The following is a 15,872-nucleotide window of genomic DNA, read 5'->3' on the forward strand; positions in this document are numbered from 1 at the left end:
GTGCTGTATCGATTCAAGCAGGATTTAATACGCTTTAATTGTTACAGCGCTCTAGGCAAACACTTCAGTTTCAGGCATATAATTTGCTTAAGTTTGGCGCTTCGGCGCCCTGTAGTGGATGGCGCATAGCGCCGGCGAATAAGGTGTTAAGCCCCTGCCATGAAACCATCGCTAGTCTTGAGAATGGGCCAGCAGCTGACGATGACACCGCAGCTGCAACAGGCCATCCGCCTGCTCCAATTGTCGACCCTGGATCTGCAACAGGAAATCCAGGAGGCTCTGGAATCCAATCCGATGCTCGAACGCCAGGAAGAAGGCGACGACTTCGACAACTCCGATCCGATGGCCGACAGCGCCGAACAGAAGCCCAACACCGAAATCCAGGAACCGTCCTATCAGGAAACCGCACCGACGGTGGACAACCTCGAAGACGGCGAATGGAACGAACGCATCCCCAACGAACTTCCGGTCGACACGGCCTGGGAAGACGTATACCAGACCAGCGCCAGCAGCCTGCCCAGCAGCGACGATGACGAGTGGGACTTCACCACCCGCACCTCCGCCGGCGAAAGCCTGCAAAGCCACCTGCTCTGGCAGTTGAACCTCGCCCCGATGTCCGACACCGATCGCCTGATCGCCGTCACCCTGATCGATTGCATCAACAATCAGGGCTATCTGGACGAAACCCTCGAAGAAATCCTCGACGCGTTCGATCCCGAACTGGACATCGAGCTGGACGAGATCGAAGCCGTCCTGCATCGCATCCAGCAGTTCGAACCGGCCGGTATCGGCGCGCGCAACCTGAGCGAATGCCTGTTGCTGCAATTGCGTCAGCTATCGGCCAAGACCCCGTGGCTTGCGGAAGCCAAGCGTCTGGTCAGCGATTATATCGACCTGCTCGGCAGCCGCGATTACAGCCAGTTGATGCGCCGCATGAAGCTCAAGGAAGACGAACTGCGTCAGGTCATCGAGCTGGTGCAGAGCCTCAACCCGCGTCCGGGCTCGCAGATCGAATCCACTGAAGCCGAATACGTCGTCCCTGATGTCATCGTGCGTAAGGACAACGAGCGCTGGCTGGTCGAACTGAACCAGGAGTCGGTGCCACGCCTGCGCGTCAACGCCCAGTACGCCGGCTTCGTTCGTCGCGCCGACACCAGCGCCGACAACACCTTCATGCGCAATCAGTTGCAGGAAGCCCGCTGGTTCATCAAGAGCCTGCAAAGCCGCAACGAAACACTGATGAAAGTTGCTACCCAGATCGTCGAGCATCAGCGCGGTTTTCTGGAGTACGGCGACGAAGCCATGAAACCGCTGGTTCTGCATGACATCGCCGAAGCGGTCGGCATGCACGAATCGACGATTTCCCGGGTGACCACGCAGAAATTCATGCATACCCCGCGCGGTATTTATGAACTGAAATACTTTTTCTCCAGCCACGTCAGCACCTCCGAAGGCGGCGAATGCTCATCCACGGCGATCCGCGCGATCATCAAAAAACTGGTTGCCGCGGAAAATCAGAAAAAGCCGTTGAGTGACAGCAAGATCGCTGGTTTACTGGAGGCACAAGGCATTCAGGTGGCTCGCCGCACCGTCGCCAAGTACCGCGAATCCCTCGGAATCGCGCCTTCGAGCGAACGCAAGCGGTTGATGTAAGCCACGTTACAGCGTTCCAGTGGCAGGCTATCCAGCCTGCCGCTTTATGCACTGGCAACGAAGGAGAAGCTGTATGCAAGTCAACATCAGTGGACACCAACTGGAAGTGACTCAACCTCTGCGTTCCTACATCGAGGAAAAACTCCAACGACTGGAGCGCCATTTCGACAAGATCACCAACGTGCAAGTCACGATGTGCGTCGAAAAGCTGAAGCAGAAAATCGAAGCCACGCTGCATATTCCCGGCAATGAAGTCGTCGCCAACGCGGAACATACCGATATGTACGCGGCGATCGACGCTTTGACCGACAAGCTGGATAAACAACTCAAAAAGCATAAGGAAAAGACCCAGAGCCTGCTCCAGGGCGCGACCGGTCGATAACCCCCCATTCCATGATCCGACTTGAAAGTATCCTGACCCCCGGCCGTTCCCTCGTGAACGTGCCGGGCGGCAGCAAAAAGAAAGCCCTCGAACAAATTGCCAACCTGATCGCCCGCGAAGTGCCGGATCTGGAGATGCAAGATGTCTTCGAGGCCTTGATTGCCCGTGAGAAACTCGGCTCGACCGGTTTCGGCAACGGCATCGCCATCCCTCACTGCCGCCTCAAAGGTTGCGAATCACCGATCAGCGCCTTGATGCACCTTCAAGCCCCTATCGATTTCGACGCCATCGACGGTGCCCCGGTTGACCTGCTGTTCGTACTGCTGGTCCCGGAAGCGGCTACCGATGCGCATCTTGAGCTATTGCGCCAGATCGCCAGCATGCTCGACCGCAAGGAAGTGCGCGACAAACTGCGCAACGCCGCGAGTAACGAAGCCTTGTATCAGGTTGTCCTGGACGAGCAGAACGGGCACTAATCATGCGCTTGATCATCGTCAGTGGCCGTTCCGGCTCGGGTAAAAGCACCGCACTGGATGTCCTTGAGGACAACGGTTACTACTGCATCGACAACCTGCCGGCCGGCCTGCTGCCGGAACTGGCCGAACGCGCCTTGATTCACACTGAGCTGGCGCAACCGCTGGTAGCGGTGTCGATCGATGCACGCAACCTGCCGAGCCATCTGACCCGCTTTCCGGAATTGCTGGAAGATGCCCGCAGCAAGCACATCCAGTGCGATGTACTGTATCTGGATGCCGATGAAGAAACCCTGCTCAAGCGCTTTTCCGAGACCCGCCGACGCCATCCGCTGAGCAACGCCAACCGCTCGCTGGCCGAGGCGATTCACGATGAAACCGCCCTGCTCGGCCCGATTGCCGACCTGGCCGATCTGAAGATCAACACCACCAACCTCAACCTGTACCAGTTGCGCGACACCCTCAAGCTGCGCCTGCTGAATCAGCCGGAGCCGGGCACGGCGTTTCTGGTCGAGTCGTTTGGCTTCAAGCGCGGCATGCCGGTGGATGCCGACCTGGTGTTCGACGTGCGCTGCCTGCCCAATCCGTACTGGAAACCGGAGTTGCGTGCACAATCAGGTCTCGATGCGCCGGTGGCCGAATACCTGGCGGCGCAGCCGGAAGTCGAAGAAATGTTTCAAGACATCTTCAGCTACCTGCACAAGTGGCTGCCGCGCTTCGCCGCGAGCAATCGCGCTTACGTCACCATTGCCATTGGCTGCACCGGCGGGCACCACCGCTCCGTCTACCTGACCGAACGCCTGGGTCAGGCCCTGCAGAAAACCCTGAAGAATGTCCAGGTTCGCCACCGCGACCTCACTTAAAGGATTCACACCGCGATGCCTGCTCTGGAAATCGAAATCATCAACAAGCTGGGTTTGCATGCCCGAGCGTCGGCCAAGTTTGTCGGCGTCGCCGGCCAATATCCGGATTGCACCATCAGAGTAGGCCGCACGCCTGAGACCACCGTCGACGGCAAAAGCATCATGGCGATGATGATGCTCGCGGCCGGCAAGGGCACGAAGATCTTTTTGAGCACCGAAGGGCATCAGGAACAGGAAGCGCTGGATGCGCTAGTGGCGTTGATCAACAACTATTTCGACGAAGGCGGTTGATCGCCTGTGGCGAGGGAGCTTGCTCCCTCGCCACCCCTCAACTCAACCCAACGCGGTATCCATGACCATCATCAAACAAAACCCGATCAACAGGCCGAGACTGGCCAGTTTGTCGTGGCCATTGCGTCGCGACTCCGGAATCACTTCGTGAGTCACCACCAGCAACATCGCCCCCGCCGCTAGCGCCAGCCCCAATGGCAACAACACCTGCGCCAGGCTGACCAGCCACGCACATAACAGCGCAAACACCGGTTCGACCAACCCTGACGCCGCGCCGATCAGGAACGCCTTGACCCGCGACATTCCCGCCCCGGCCAGCACCAGAGCAATCACCAGACCTTCCGGCACATCCTGCAAGGCAATGCCCATGGCCAGGCTGTCGGCATCCGGCATGCCGCCGCCGGCAGATACGCCGACGGCCATGCCTTCAGGAATGTTGTGGGCAATGATGGCGAACACGAACAGCCAGATCCGCGGCGGAATCACCGGGTGTTCAACGGTGCCGACCAGCATCTCCGGCGACGCACCGGACAACTGCCGATCGACCAGATACAAGCCGAACGCCCCAAGCATGATGCCAAAGCAGATCAGACCGCTGGCTCCCCACTGCGACAAACCCAGGCTTTCAGCGGCGGCGATGCCCGGCACGATCAATGAAAACGCGGTCGCTGCGAGCATCACCCCAGCACCAAATCCGAGCAAAGTATCGCTGAGCGCCTGCGGCATGCGCCGAATGACCAACACCGGCACTGCGCCAAGCGCCGTGCCGAGCGCGCAGATCGCCCCGCCCTGCAGTGCCCGCGCCAGTCTCGGTTCCAGATTCAGCCATTCCAGTCCGTGGGCAACCAGCAAGGTCATGCCCGCCAACAGCAACAGCGATCCCACAGCGTAACGAAACATACGCCCACTTCCGATCGCCAGTGTTTCAGTGCCCATAGTCAGCCTTGGATTGTTTTTATAAAAGACTTAAACCAGTGCGGCTTTGTAGCGCGCAGCCACTTCAGGCCAATTGATCACGTTGTAGAACGCGTTGATGTATTCCGGGCGACGATTCTGGTAACGCAGGTAATAGGCATGTTCCCAGACGTCGAGGCCGAGAATCGGCGTGTTGCCGTTCATCAACGGGCTGTCCTGATTGCCGCTGCTTTCCACGATCAGTTTCTTTTCCGGGGTTACGCTGAGCCATGCCCAGCCGCTGCCGAAACGGGTCAGCGCGGCTTTGGTAAAGGCTTCCTTGAAACTGTCGAGACCGCCCAGTTGCTCGTCGATGGCCGTGGCCAGCGCGCCGTCGGGCTTGCCACCACCGTTTGGCACCATGACTTCCCAGAACAGCGAATGGTTGGCGTGACCGCCGCCCTGATTGATCACTGCTGCGCGGAGTTTTTCCGGCAGTTGCTGGACGCTGGCGACCAGTTTCTCCACTGGCCATTCGGCGTATTCGGTGCCTTCTACAGCGGCGTTGAGGTTATTGATGTAGGTCTGGTGATGCTTGGTGTAGTGAATCTCCATGGTCTGCGCATCGATGTGCGGTTCCAGAGCGTCGTAGGCGTAAGGCAAGGCAGGCAAGGTAAAAGCCATTTCAATGGACTCCATGGTGATGTGGGGCAGGCGCACGGCGCGCATTGCCGGTATCCGGGTGCAGCAGACGTTGGGTGCGCGGGTATTCACCGTGCTCGCTGATAAAACTCAACAACTCGACGTAGGTTTTGCTGCTTTGGCGCAGCGCCGCTTCACGCAGCGCCGGACGCAGGCGCTCGTCCTGCATGGTCTGCAACAGCCGCTGATGGATCGCGCAGAGGTACTCGGCGCTCTCCTCTGGCTGGTTCAGACGCAAATGCAGATCGGCCAGGTTGTGATGAGAAATGACGCAGGCCGCCACCGCTTCGTCGGCATCCGCCCAGCGTTCGAACAACACTTGCGCCAGGGCCAGGGCTTGCAGGTAAGCCTCGCGGGCATCGATCAGTTCGCCCAGCATGAAGCAGCGATTGGCCCGTTCGATCGTGCGTTTCCAGTGCTCCATGGTGAGCCTCCAAAGCGGTTGCGGGATTTACACGCCGCCGGCGGTGAGTTTCTCGGGATTGAGCAACTCTTCCAGCTGGCTGCGCGACAGGTCGGTGTGTTCCAGTGCGACTTCAATCACCGGACGGCCCTGTTTGTAGGCCTGCTTGGCGATTTCGGCGGCTTTCTGGTAACCAATGATCGGGTTGAGTGCGGTGACCAGAATCGGGTTGCGCGACAGCGCTTCCTTGAGCCGCGACTCGTTGACCTTGAATGTGGCGATGGCCTTGTCACCGAGCAGACGGCTGGAATTGGCCAGCAACTCAATGCTGCTCAGCAGGTTCTGCGCGATGATCGGCAGCATCACGTTCAGTTCGAAATTACCCGACTGACCGGCGATGGTGATCACCGAGTCGTTGCCGATGACTTGCGCGGCCACCATCGCCGTGGCTTCCGGGATCACCGGGTTGACCTTGCCCGGCATGATCGACGAGCCCGGCTGCAGGCCTTCGAGTTCGATTTCGCCGAGACCGGCGAGCGGGCCGGAGTTCATCCAGCGCAGGTCGTTGGCGATTTTCATCAGCGAGACGGCGGTGGCCTTGAGTTGACCCGACACGGCCACGGCGGTGTCCTGCGAGCCGATCAGCGCGAACAGATCCTTGCCCGGGGTGAATTGCACGTTGGTCAATTGACTCAACTGGCGGCTGAATCGCGCAGCAAATTCCGGATGCGCATTGATCCCGGTGCCGACCGCCGTGCCGCCCTGTGCCAATGATTGCAGGCTTGGCAGCAAATCCTGCAGATGACCGATGTTGGCCTTGAGCTGCTGCGCCCAGCCACTGAGCACCTGGCTCATGCGCACCGGCATGGCGTCCATCAAATGCGTCCGACCGGTTTTGACGTGGTGATGCACCTGACCGGCCTTGTGTTCGATCACTTGCACCAGGTGCAGCAGCGCCGGCAACAGTTGTTCGTGCAGGGCCAGCGCGGCGCTGACGTGGATGGTGGTCGGAATGATGTCGTTGCTGCTCTGGCCGCAGTTGACGTGATCGTTGGCGTTCACTGGCTCGTCGAGCAGACGGCTGGCCAGCGTGGCGATCACTTCGTTGGCGTTCATGTTGGAACTGGTGCCGGAGCCGGTCTGGAAGATATCCACCGGAAAATGCTGCATGAAGTCTCCTTCGAGCAGGCCTTGGGCGGCGTCGCTGATGGCTTTGCCCTGGGCGGCGCTGATCTGGTTGAGTTCGACGTTGGCGCGGGCGGCCGCCGCTTTGGCGAGAATCAGCGCGCGAATGAATTGCGTCGGCATCGGCTTACCGCTGATCGGGAAGTTATCCACTGCGCGCTGGGTCTGCGCGCCGTAGAGAGCGTCCACCGGCACCTGCAGTTCGCCCATGCTGTCGCGCTCAATACGTGTCTTGGTCATCGGTAAATCCTTGGACTAATTCAATGAGAGGAATCGAGGGAAGCAGGTCGCAGGTGGCGAGCTGCCAGGTGTAGCGCTGCCAGCGTTTGAGCCGGCAGTTGCACAGCGACAGGCGCTCCATTTCGCGCAATGGGCGCCAGGCTTGATCGAGACAGAGGCTGCGCCAGTGCCACGGCAGTGCGATGTCGGTGGCAGTGTCGAGCAGCAGACGGAAAGAGGTTTCAGCGACAGTCCAGGGTGACGTCGCGGTGCAACAAGACAGATACCGGCCTTCGGCGAGGTAATGTTCGATCAGGCGCGGTTCGTCAGGATCCATCGCGCAACGGATCTGGCGACTCATCCAGCGCCAGCTTTCGAGGTAGGGCTGCTCGTGCAAGGCAGAACTCATGATTCGGGCTCATCCGATAATGAGATTTATTATTAGATGATAATGAGAACCAAAACAAGAGCAGCCTTTTAGCGGATCGAATCCACTCAAGAAATGTGCATTCAATAAAAAAGGCGCGCCACCCAAACAGGTGGCGCGCCTTTTTATGTAATGGTCGGGGTTAACTGCCCGCGACAGTCATCCGCTCGATCAACACCGAACCTGTGCGAATGTTGCTGCGCAGCTCCAGGTCATTACCGACCGCGACGATCTGCTTGAACATGTCGCGCATGTTGCCGGCAATGGTGACTTCCTGCACCGCGAACTGGATTTCGCCGTTCTCGACCCAGAAACCCGCCGCACCACGGGAATAATCGCCGGTCACCATATTCAAGCCGTGGCCCATCAACTCGGTAACCAACAAGCCACGCCCCATGCGTTTCAGCAGTGCAGCCTGATCCTCATCACCATGGGTGACGAACAGGTTGTGCACGCCGCCAGCGTTGGCGGTGCTCGGCATGCCGAGTTTGCGCCCGGAATAGGTGCCGAGGATGTACGAGACCAACTCGCCTTTTTCGACGAACGGTTTGGCGTAAGTCGCCAGACCATCGCCGTCATAGGCCGAACTGCCCATCGCGCGCATCAAGTGCGGGCGCTCGTCGATGGTCAGCCACTCCGGGAACAGCTTCTGCCCGAGCGTGCCTTCGAGGAACGACGATTTGCGGTACAAACTGCCACCGGAAACTGCCGAGAGGAAACTGCCGAACAAGCCCCCGGCCAGTTCCGCAGAAAACAGCACCGGCACTTCGCAGGTCGGCACCGGACGCGCACCCAGACGACTCGCTGCCCGCTGCGCGGCACGCTGACCAATGCTCACCGGGTCCGCCAGCAGACTGCCCTGACGGTTCACGTCATACCAATAATCGCGCTGCATCTGGCCATCGGCTTCGGCGATCATCACGCAACTCAGGCTGTGCCGGGTCGATGCATAACCGCCGATGAAACCGTGACTGTTGCCGTAAACGCGGCAGCCCTGATGCGTGCTGAGCGTGGTGCCATCGGCGTTCTTGATCCGCGCATCGGCATCGAACGCTGCCGCTTCACACAACAACGCCTTCTCGATCGCCTGTTCCGGGGTGATGTCCCATTCGTGGAACAGATCGAAGTCTTGCAGATCCTTGGCCATCAGCGCGGCGTCGGCCAGGCCCGAGGCTTCGTCTTCAGAGGTGTGTTTGGCGATCGCCAGTGCCGCCGCGACGGTTTCACGAATCGCCTCAGGCCCGGTCGCCGACGTGCTCGCCGAGCCTTTGCGCTGACCGACGTACAGGGTGATGCCAAAACCCTGATCGCGATTGAACTCAACCGTTTCAACCTCGCGCTGACGTACCGACGTCGACAAGCCCTGTTCCAGCGACACCGCGACTTCGCAGGCGCTGGCGCCCTGACGCTTGGCTTCGGCGATGATCTGCTCGACCTGTTCCTGCAGTGCCGGCAATGCCTGCGGGCCGACGCTTTGAACTGCACTCATGCTCATCTCCACTCAAATTCTGCTTTCGGCTGGGGTCATCGAGCGACCGGGCCGGACAAGCGGCCCCCGACTGGTTATCATGGCGGCGTTTCTTTGCGGACTGCCACCATGGTTGATTCTTACGACGACTCCCTCGATACGGGAGAAAAAAGCAAATCTCAGGTCAAACGCGAGCTGCATGCTCTGGTTGACCTCGGCGAGCGCCTGACAACACTCAAGCCTGACTTGGTCGCCAAACTGCCGTTGACCGACGCTTTGCGCCGGGCTTTGGCCGATGCACCCAAGCACACCGCGAACATCGCGCGTAAACGGCATTTGCAGTTCATCGGCAAACTGATGCGCGATCAGGACACTGACGCGATTCTCACGCTGCTCGATCAACTCGATGCTTCGACTCGTCAGTACAACGAGCGTTTCCATAACCTCGAACGCTGGCGTGATCGCCTGATCGCGGGCGACGATGCCGTGCTGGAGAAGTTCGTCATCGAATATCCGGACGCCGATCGCCAGCAATTGCGTTCCCTGATCCGTCAGGCTCAGCATGAGGTTGCGCAAAACAAACCTCCTGCTTCCAGCCGCAAGATCTTCAAGTACATCCGTGAGCTGGACGAGACTCAACGCGGTCTGCGTTGATATTCGCCAACGGGTGGCCGCACTGCGCGCCACCCCAAGCTCCTTCCCTTCCTATGCGCCCGTGCCACCCACGGTGATCGCATCGATTTTCAGCGTCGGCTGACCCACGCCTACCGGCACCGACTGCCCATCCTTGCCACACGTCCCCACACCGCTGTCCAGCGCCAGATCGTTACCGACCATCGACACCCGGCTCATCGCCTCGGGACCATTGCCGATCAACGTCGCACCTTTGACCGGCGCGGTGATCTTACCGTCCTCGATCAAGTACGCCTCGCTGGTGGAGAACACGAACTTGCCGCTGGTGATGTCGACCTGACCGCCACCGAGGTTGGCGCAGTAGATGCCTTTCTTCACCGAAGCAATGATTTCCGCCGGATCGCTTTCGCCACCGAGCATGTAGGTGTTGGTCATCCGTGGCATCGGCAGATGCGCATAGGATTCGCGACGGCCGTTACCGGTACGCGCCACGCCCATCAGGCGCGCGTTGAGCTTGTCCTGCATGTAGCCCTTGAGCACGCCGTTTTCGATCAGCGTGGTGCACTCGGTCGGGGTGCCTTCGTCGTCGACACTCAGCGAGCCGCGACGGCCGCTCAAGGTGCCGTCATCGACGATGGTGCACAGCTTGGAGGCAACCATCTCGCCCATGCGCCCGCTGTAGGCCGAACTGCCCTTGCGGTTGAAATCGCCTTCCAGACCGTGGCCGACCGCTTCGTGCAGCAGCACGCCAGACCAGCCAGAACCGAGTACCACCGGCAACGTACCGGCTGGTGCCGGAATCGCTTCCAGGTTCACCAATGCCTGACGCAGGGCTTCACGGGCATAGCCCATGGCGCGGTCTTCAGCGAGGAAATAACGGTAGTCGGTACGCCCGCCACCGCCATGGCCACCGCGTTCGCGACGGCCATTCTGTTCGACGATGACGCTGACGTTGAAACGCACCAGCGGTCGCACATCGGCAGCCAGACCGCCATCAGTGGACGCCACCAGAATTCGCTCCCAGACACCGGCCATGCTCACGCTGACCTGCTGAATGCGCGGGTCGAGGGCGCGCGTGGCGACATCGATGCGTTTGAGCAGCTCGACTTTCTCGGCACGGCTCAGCACTTCCAGCGGGTTATCCGGTGCGTACAACTGCGCGACGTCCTGAGTCGTGAACGCCTGCACGGTGCCGTTCTGCCCGGCACGGGAAATCGAACGGGCAGCACGAGCCGCTGCGCCGAGCGCTTCGAGGGTGATCGCATTGCTGTAGGCAAAACCGGTTTTTTCACCGGACTGCGCACGTACGCCGACACCCTGGTCGAGATTGAAGCTGCCTTCCTTGACGATGCCGTCTTCCAGCGCCCAGGACTCGGAGATCTGCCCCTGGAAATACAGGTCGGCGGCATCGATGCCAGGGCCGGCCAGATCACCGAGCACGCCTTGCAGGCTCTCGATTGTCACGCCACCCGGCGCCAACAGGTGATCACTGACTGAGGACAACAACTCGCTCATAGGTTTACGCCTTAAATTCGTGTTCTGAAGCAGGTCGCTGTGCGCCCTGCGAGAAAAACCGCCGATGACGGGTCACCGGCATTCGCGCCCTGATGGACGCTTGTTCATTACTGTCGCGTTCGGCCAGCAGCACCGCCTCGCCTTGATCCTGACTCGCCAGCACACGGCCCCATGGGTCGACAATCGCCGCATGGCCGAAAGTTTCCCGTGGTCCCGGATGGGTACCGCCCTGCGCTGCCGCCAACACGTAACATTGCGTCTCGATGGCCCGTGCACGAATCAGCACGTCCCAATGCGCCGCCCCTGTCACTGCGGTAAACGCCGACGGTGCGCTAATCAATTCGGCACCGGCGGCGCGCAATTCGCTGTAAAGCTCCGGAAACCGCAGGTCATAACACACCGTCAGACCGAGCCGGCCCACCGGCGTATCGGCAACGACCACGCCATTGCCATAAGCATAGTCATCGGATTCGCGATAACGACCGCGATTGTCCGCGACGTCTACATCGAACAGGTGCAACTTGTCATAGCGCGCAACCGTTTCGCCCTGATCATTAACCAGCAGCGAGCAGGCATTGGCCTTGGCCATCGGTTGATCCACCGGCGGCAACGGCAACGTGCCTGCCACTATCCATAACTTGAGGTCGCGAGCGGTCTGTTTCAACCACGGCAGGATCGGTCCTTCGCCCAACGCTTCGGCGCGCCCGACGTCGGCGACGTCGCGACGGCCCATGGCGGCGAAGTTTTCCGGCAGTACCGCCAGTTGCGCGCCGCCGGCGGCCGCTTGTTCGAGCAGGCGCCGGGCTTGGGCCAGATTGGCCAGCACGTCACTCTGGCTGACCATTTGAATCACCGCTAAAGACATGGCGAACTCCGCAAGAGGTATGCGGCCATGCTACTCCATCGGTTCAGCGGCTGGCTGTTCAAAAAGGCTTGTCGAAGGTGATTTTCGGCTCTTTCCATGGGCCTTTGACGGTGTACTTCACGCTGGCGAAACGCGCCACGCGGTCACCGATCAACTTGTCGATCAGGAACAACGCGCCGCCGACCGCCGGTGCGCCGACGATCAGCGCTGCAATCGGCAGGTTGTTGGTCACCGGCAACGTCACCAACAGCTTGGCGTCGACCTGATCGCCGACCAGATCCAGCGTCCCGTCCAGTTCGATGTTGCTCGATGGCCCGGTCAGGCGGATCGGCTCACGCGTCACGTAGACCCCGTTGTTCCCCACCAGCAGGCCTTTGACGCGGTCGTAACTCAAGCCTTTGCCAAACAGGTCGGAGAAGTCCAGGCGCAAGCGGCGGCCGATCGAATTGAAGTTAAGCAGACCGAACACGCGCAGTGCCTGCGCACCGCCCTCGACCTCGACAAACTGTCCCTTGTTCAGCGACGCATCAAGAGTGCCGGAGAAGCGTTTGGTCGCCAGCCATGCCGGCGAGCCCGGCCAGCGACCATCGACGTCCATGTGAAACTCTTCGCTGGTCACGCTCGGAGCAAAACCCCAACCTTTGAGTACATCGGCGAGGTTCTTGCCGCCGATCCGCCCCTTGAACCAACTGTTGGTCGCCCCCGGCGCGCCTTCCCAGCCACCGTTGCCCTGCAACAGAATGCCCTTGAGGCCCATGTCGAGATTGTTCAGGGCGATGCCTTTGGCGGTCGGGCGAACCTTCAGCGACCAGCCACCGACCAGATCCTGGCCCAGGAACAGCTGATTGATGGTGATATCCAGCGCCGGGATTTTCGTGGGATCCACCGACACCAACGGGTCAGGCGAATTTTCGTCGGCCTGCACCGTCGGATCCGGCGCTGGTAAACGCACGTATTGCAGATTGACCGCAATCGGCACGCCCTTGGCGTCCGGCAGGCTGGCCGTGCCTTTGGCCTGCTGACTGTCGAGCGCCAGATTCCACGTGCCCGGTTTACGATTGACCTGGACCGAGGCCTGATCCAGCGTCGTGCCGAACGCCGTCAGTTTACCAACCTTGAAGTCTGCGCTATTGAGCAGTTTGTTGGCGCTGCCGCCCGGATCCTGCCCGGCGTATTTGTTGACCAGATCCTGCCACGGCGCCACGTCCAGCTCCGACAGCACGCCGCGAATGCGCAAGCCTTTCGCCCCCGGCAATACCGCCTCGCCCGCGCCGAGGAACAACTCGCCACGACCGTCGGCAAAATTGCCCGGCGGCGCCGCGAAAGTGAAATTGGCCAGTTGATCGTAGTTGACCCAGTACCGCCGTTCCTGACCCTGCAACGTCATGCGGAACACCGTGTCACGCCCGACATCCGCGGCCATGCCGAACGGCGCCGGCAGATCCACCGCCACGCCTTTCATGCTGGAGCTGACCATCAATTGGCTGTCGGCACCGTCGAGGTTCAACTGCAACTGATAAGGGATCGTCCCCGACACCGGCAATGGCTGCGTCACGCCCAGCCAGTCGGTCAGTTTCTTCACCTCGACCTGACCTGACGCCGCGACCCGGGTCTTGAGCTTGCCGGCGCTGCCGTCGGCAAAAATCTGCGCGGTGACCGGTTTGTCGAATGCCCGCGCCGCGATGTTCTGCCCACTCAGGCCCTTGGCGCTGTCAAACCGGAAATCGCCCTTGAGCTGCGTCAGTTCCAGCTTCGGCTCGGCCAGTTTCAGCCGCGCATTGGCGGTTTTGAAATCGACGAGGATTTTCGGCTGATCGCCCTTGGCCAGCGGAATGTCCAGTTTCAGCTTGCCTTGCAGATCGCCGGCACCTTCCCAACCAGCGAAGGTTTCGCCTGTGCCAATCGGCGCGTCCTGAAGGATTTTCAGCCCATCACCCAGGCCACCGGCAAACGCGCCATCGAGGAACATGTGAGTGTTCTGCCCGGACGGTACGTGAGGAATATTGACGAAAACATCGCTGACCTGGGTGTCGAGCAACTGACCTTTGCTGGCCAGAATGCGTACGCCGCTGTCTTCGATAAACACGTCGCCGCTGACTTTGCTGACGTGCGGCCAACCCGGCTGGAACGCAAGTTCAGCGTCATGCACCTTGAAGAACAGGCTGATGCTGCGATCAGCCTCTCCGGCATTCTTGTTCAGCGAACCCTGGTACTGGAAGAAACCCTGATCCACCGCGCCCTTTAGGATCGCAGTGCGCAACCACTCGTCGAGCGCCGGGCTTAACACTTCGGGCAGGTACTTGGCGGTGTAGCGACCGTCGCCATCGACCAGGCCGACTCGCAGGTCCATGTAGTCTTCCTGGCTGTGATCGAAATGCAGGCGAATCAGGAAGTCACCGGCAATCTTGCCTTCCTCGCCCAACACCTTCAGGTACGGGGCGATCAGCGTGAAACCCTCTTTGTCGAGTTTCCACGTCAGGCGTGCGTTGGCCTGAATGTACTGCCATGGCTTGGCGAAAATCGGATCGAGGTGCAGAACAAAGTCTTTACTGTCCATGCGCAACTCGCCGCCGTCGAGGTTGCCGCTGAGGCTGCCACTGACATTCCTCGCCGCCGGAGCACCGTGATAGGCATCGAAGCCGACGTTATCCAGATTCGCGGCAAAGCCGAATTTGCTGCCGTCGGTGGCGTTCGGACGGAAATCCAGCAGCACATTGCGCAGCCCGCCAGTGACGTTCAGATGATCGACCACGGTGGCAAAACCTTGCGGCAACGGCCCGAGCGCGTTGAGCAGCGGTGTGATCGGCGTCAGATCGAGACGATCCGCCTGCAAATGCCAGAGCTCATCGACCTTGTCGGTGGCACGGGTCTGCTGCAATTGCACATGGGATTCCCAGCGGGTGTCACCTAAGCTCATCGCCAGCGAATCGAGAGTGACCGTCGCACCCTCAGGGCTGTTGCGGAACCAGGCGTTGAGGGCGAGGTTGTTGATCTGGATCGGCTTGCGATCGGCATAGGCGCCCGTCAGTTGCGGCGCGTTCAGACGCACCGTGGCCGTCTGCAGCGTGCCTTCGGCCCAGTTGACCCACAGCTCGCCGCCGGCCTTGATCTCGGAGAAATTCCATTGCTGGGTCAGACGCTCGGGCAACCATTTCGACCAGTCGCTCTGCGGTAGGCTGGCATAGCCTTCAATCGTGCTGTCCTGCCACTGGCCGGAGCGAATCCGCGTGCGCAGGCTCAAGGCCACTGGCTGGCCGTCGGGAAGCGTCAGACGCGCGTCGAGGCGTTGGCGACTGGCGCCGGTTTTCACATTGAGGCCGACATAAGTGAGCGTCAGCGGTGCCTGATCCCGTGGCTGCAAAGTCACCTGACTGTCGAGCACCGACAGTTGCTGAACCATTTGCGAGCGATTGAACAACTGCTCCGGATCGAGCGGCTGATCCTTCTGCACCGGCAGACCTTCCAGCGCCCAACTGCCGTCTTCGGCTTCCTTGAGGCTGATCTTCAGGCCGTTGAGTTCCAGATGAGCGATGCGCACTTCGCGGGCCAACAGGCTGGCCCACAGATCCGGCACGGCGCGCACGCGATCCAGGCGCAAGGCATTGGCGCCGTCACCGACCATCAGGTCATGCGCCAGCAAAATCGGCGCAAAACCGCTCCAGTTGCCTTCCAGCTCACCGATCAGCAACGGCATGCCGAGGGCGGCACTGGCCTTGTCTTCGATCTCGGCGCGGTATTCGGCCACCAGCGGCGTCAGCTCGCGCCCCAGACTGACGTACAACGCCATCAACACCAGAACCAACGCGCACAGGCCCAGCCCCCAACGGGTGAGTGCGGCCAGAATGCGTGTCAGACGCTCCATGTCAGTTGGCTCCCATGGCAAAAATACTGCGAAAAGC

At 60.4% G+C, this 15,872-nt stretch carries 15 protein-coding genes; 6 read left to right on the top strand and 9 right to left on the bottom strand.

Annotated features, from left to right (window positions below; translation table 11 throughout):
- Positions 1 to 159: 159 nt before the first annotated feature.
- The 5 genes from F2P67_RS04320 to F2P67_RS04340 all read left to right on the top strand — a co-directional run bounded on the left by F2P67_RS04320 (position 160) and on the right by F2P67_RS04340 (position 3,662).
- Positions 160 to 1,653 carry an RNA polymerase factor sigma-54 gene (locus F2P67_RS04320; RefSeq protein WP_166217764.1) on the top strand — a complete coding sequence of 498 codons (1,494 nt, stop codon included), beginning with the start codon at positions 160 to 162 and terminating at the stop codon, positions 1,651 to 1,653.
- Positions 1,654 to 1,726: 73 nt separating this feature from the next.
- Positions 1,727 to 2,035 (top strand): ribosome hibernation-promoting factor, HPF/YfiA family, encoded by a 309-nt coding sequence (gene hpf / locus F2P67_RS04325; protein ID WP_166217767.1) that lies wholly within the window; start codon positions 1,727 to 1,729, stop codon positions 2,033 to 2,035.
- Positions 2,036 to 2,046: 11 nt separating this feature from the next.
- Positions 2,047 to 2,511, top strand: coding sequence for a PTS IIA-like nitrogen regulatory protein PtsN (ptsN, locus tag F2P67_RS04330; RefSeq protein ID WP_166217770.1), 465 nt, complete (start codon positions 2,047 to 2,049; stop codon positions 2,509 to 2,511).
- A gap of 2 nt (positions 2,512 to 2,513) precedes the next feature.
- Positions 2,514 to 3,371 (top strand): RNase adapter RapZ, encoded by an 858-nt coding sequence (rapZ, locus tag F2P67_RS04335; protein ID WP_166217773.1) that lies wholly within the window; start codon positions 2,514 to 2,516, stop codon positions 3,369 to 3,371.
- 15 nt (positions 3,372 to 3,386) lie between these two features.
- On the top strand, positions 3,387 to 3,662 hold the full coding sequence (locus F2P67_RS04340) for an HPr family phosphocarrier protein (protein ID WP_096818959.1): 276 nt from the start codon (positions 3,387 to 3,389) through the stop codon (positions 3,660 to 3,662).
- A 42-nt stretch (positions 3,663 to 3,704) separates the two neighbouring features.
- On the opposite strand, the gene F2P67_RS04345 is transcribed toward F2P67_RS04340, so the two are convergent.
- From F2P67_RS04345 to pmbA, 6 genes are all read right to left on the bottom strand, one after another.
- The gene (locus F2P67_RS04345; RefSeq protein ID WP_166217776.1) at positions 3,705 to 4,598 is read right to left on the bottom strand and encodes a ZIP family metal transporter; all 894 of its coding nucleotides are present in this window, start codon (positions 4,596 to 4,598) and stop codon (positions 3,705 to 3,707) included.
- A gap of 30 nt (positions 4,599 to 4,628) precedes the next feature.
- The gene (locus F2P67_RS04350) at positions 4,629 to 5,240 is read right to left on the bottom strand and encodes a superoxide dismutase (RefSeq protein WP_166217828.1); all 612 of its coding nucleotides are present in this window, start codon (positions 5,238 to 5,240) and stop codon (positions 4,629 to 4,631) included.
- A 1-nt stretch (position 5,241) separates the two neighbouring features.
- Positions 5,242 to 5,682: a hypothetical protein gene (locus F2P67_RS04355; RefSeq protein WP_166217779.1), complete on the bottom strand. Its 441-nt coding sequence runs from the start codon at positions 5,680 to 5,682 to the stop codon at positions 5,242 to 5,244.
- 27 nt (positions 5,683 to 5,709) lie between these two features.
- Positions 5,710 to 7,086 carry a class II fumarate hydratase gene (locus tag F2P67_RS04360; RefSeq protein WP_166217782.1) on the bottom strand — a complete coding sequence of 459 codons (1,377 nt, stop codon included), beginning with the start codon at positions 7,084 to 7,086 and terminating at the stop codon, positions 5,710 to 5,712.
- Positions 7,067 to 7,474, bottom strand: a complete 408-nt coding sequence (locus F2P67_RS04365; protein ID WP_166217785.1) for a FagA protein — start codon at positions 7,472 to 7,474, stop codon at positions 7,067 to 7,069. Before F2P67_RS04365 ends, F2P67_RS04360 begins: the two co-directional genes overlap by 20 nt.
- Before the next feature lie 160 nt (positions 7,475 to 7,634).
- Complete coding sequence (gene pmbA, locus F2P67_RS04370) at positions 7,635 to 8,981, bottom strand: metalloprotease PmbA (RefSeq protein WP_166217787.1); 1,347 nt, start codon at positions 8,979 to 8,981, stop codon at positions 7,635 to 7,637.
- A 108-nt stretch (positions 8,982 to 9,089) separates the two neighbouring features.
- On the opposite strand from pmbA, the gene yjgA reads away from it, so the two are divergent.
- The gene (gene yjgA / locus F2P67_RS04375; RefSeq protein WP_016771692.1) at positions 9,090 to 9,614 is read left to right on the top strand and encodes a ribosome biogenesis factor YjgA; all 525 of its coding nucleotides are present in this window, start codon (positions 9,090 to 9,092) and stop codon (positions 9,612 to 9,614) included.
- A 51-nt stretch (positions 9,615 to 9,665) separates the two neighbouring features.
- On the opposite strand, the gene tldD is transcribed toward yjgA, so the two are convergent.
- From tldD to F2P67_RS04390, 3 genes are read right to left on the bottom strand one after another with little or no spacing between them, the layout of a single operon-like run.
- Positions 9,666 to 11,108, bottom strand: coding sequence for a metalloprotease TldD (tldD, locus tag F2P67_RS04380; protein WP_034154473.1), 1,443 nt, complete (start codon positions 11,106 to 11,108; stop codon positions 9,666 to 9,668).
- A 4-nt stretch (positions 11,109 to 11,112) separates the two neighbouring features.
- Positions 11,113 to 11,973, bottom strand: a complete 861-nt coding sequence (locus F2P67_RS04385; RefSeq protein ID WP_166217790.1) for a carbon-nitrogen hydrolase family protein — start codon at positions 11,971 to 11,973, stop codon at positions 11,113 to 11,115.
- A 58-nt stretch (positions 11,974 to 12,031) separates the two neighbouring features.
- Entirely contained in the window at positions 12,032 to 15,835 is a 3,804-nt protein-coding gene (locus F2P67_RS04390) for a YhdP family protein (RefSeq protein WP_166217792.1), read from the bottom strand.
- Positions 15,836 to 15,872 lie beyond the last annotated feature (37 nt).

It is taken from the genome of Pseudomonas atagonensis, from assembly GCF_011369485.1.
GTDB lineage: Bacteria > Pseudomonadota > Gammaproteobacteria > Pseudomonadales > Pseudomonadaceae > Aquipseudomonas > Aquipseudomonas atagonensis.

Coding starts and splice junctions, on each gene's coding strand:
- F2P67_RS04385 (WP_166217790.1), bottom strand. CDS start 11,973: ATGTCTTTAGCGGTGATTCAAATGGTCAGCCAGAGTGACGTGCTGGCC.
- ptsN (WP_166217770.1), top strand. CDS start 2,047: ATGATCCGACTTGAAAGTATCCTGACCCCCGGCCGTTCCCTCGTGAAC.
- F2P67_RS04365 (WP_166217785.1), bottom strand. CDS start 7,474: ATGAGTTCTGCCTTGCACGAGCAGCCCTACCTCGAAAGCTGGCGCTGG.
- tldD (WP_034154473.1), bottom strand. CDS start 11,108: ATGAGCGAGTTGTTGTCCTCAGTCAGTGATCACCTGTTGGCGCCGGGT.
- F2P67_RS04350 (WP_166217828.1), bottom strand. CDS start 5,240: ATGGCTTTTACCTTGCCTGCCTTGCCTTACGCCTACGACGCTCTGGAA.
- F2P67_RS04360 (WP_166217782.1), bottom strand. CDS start 7,086: ATGACCAAGACACGTATTGAGCGCGACAGCATGGGCGAACTGCAGGTG.
- F2P67_RS04355 (WP_166217779.1), bottom strand. CDS start 5,682: ATGGAGCACTGGAAACGCACGATCGAACGGGCCAATCGCTGCTTCATG.
- F2P67_RS04320 (WP_166217764.1), top strand. CDS start 160: ATGAAACCATCGCTAGTCTTGAGAATGGGCCAGCAGCTGACGATGACA.
- rapZ (WP_166217773.1), top strand. CDS start 2,514: ATGCGCTTGATCATCGTCAGTGGCCGTTCCGGCTCGGGTAAAAGCACC.
- F2P67_RS04345 (WP_166217776.1), bottom strand. CDS start 4,598: ATGGGCACTGAAACACTGGCGATCGGAAGTGGGCGTATGTTTCGTTAC.
- hpf (WP_166217767.1), top strand. CDS start 1,727: ATGCAAGTCAACATCAGTGGACACCAACTGGAAGTGACTCAACCTCTG.
- pmbA (WP_166217787.1), bottom strand. CDS start 8,981: ATGAGTGCAGTTCAAAGCGTCGGCCCGCAGGCATTGCCGGCACTGCAG.
- F2P67_RS04390 (WP_166217792.1), bottom strand. CDS start 15,835: ATGGAGCGTCTGACACGCATTCTGGCCGCACTCACCCGTTGGGGGCTG.
- F2P67_RS04340 (WP_096818959.1), top strand. CDS start 3,387: ATGCCTGCTCTGGAAATCGAAATCATCAACAAGCTGGGTTTGCATGCC.
- yjgA (WP_016771692.1), top strand. CDS start 9,090: ATGGTTGATTCTTACGACGACTCCCTCGATACGGGAGAAAAAAGCAAA.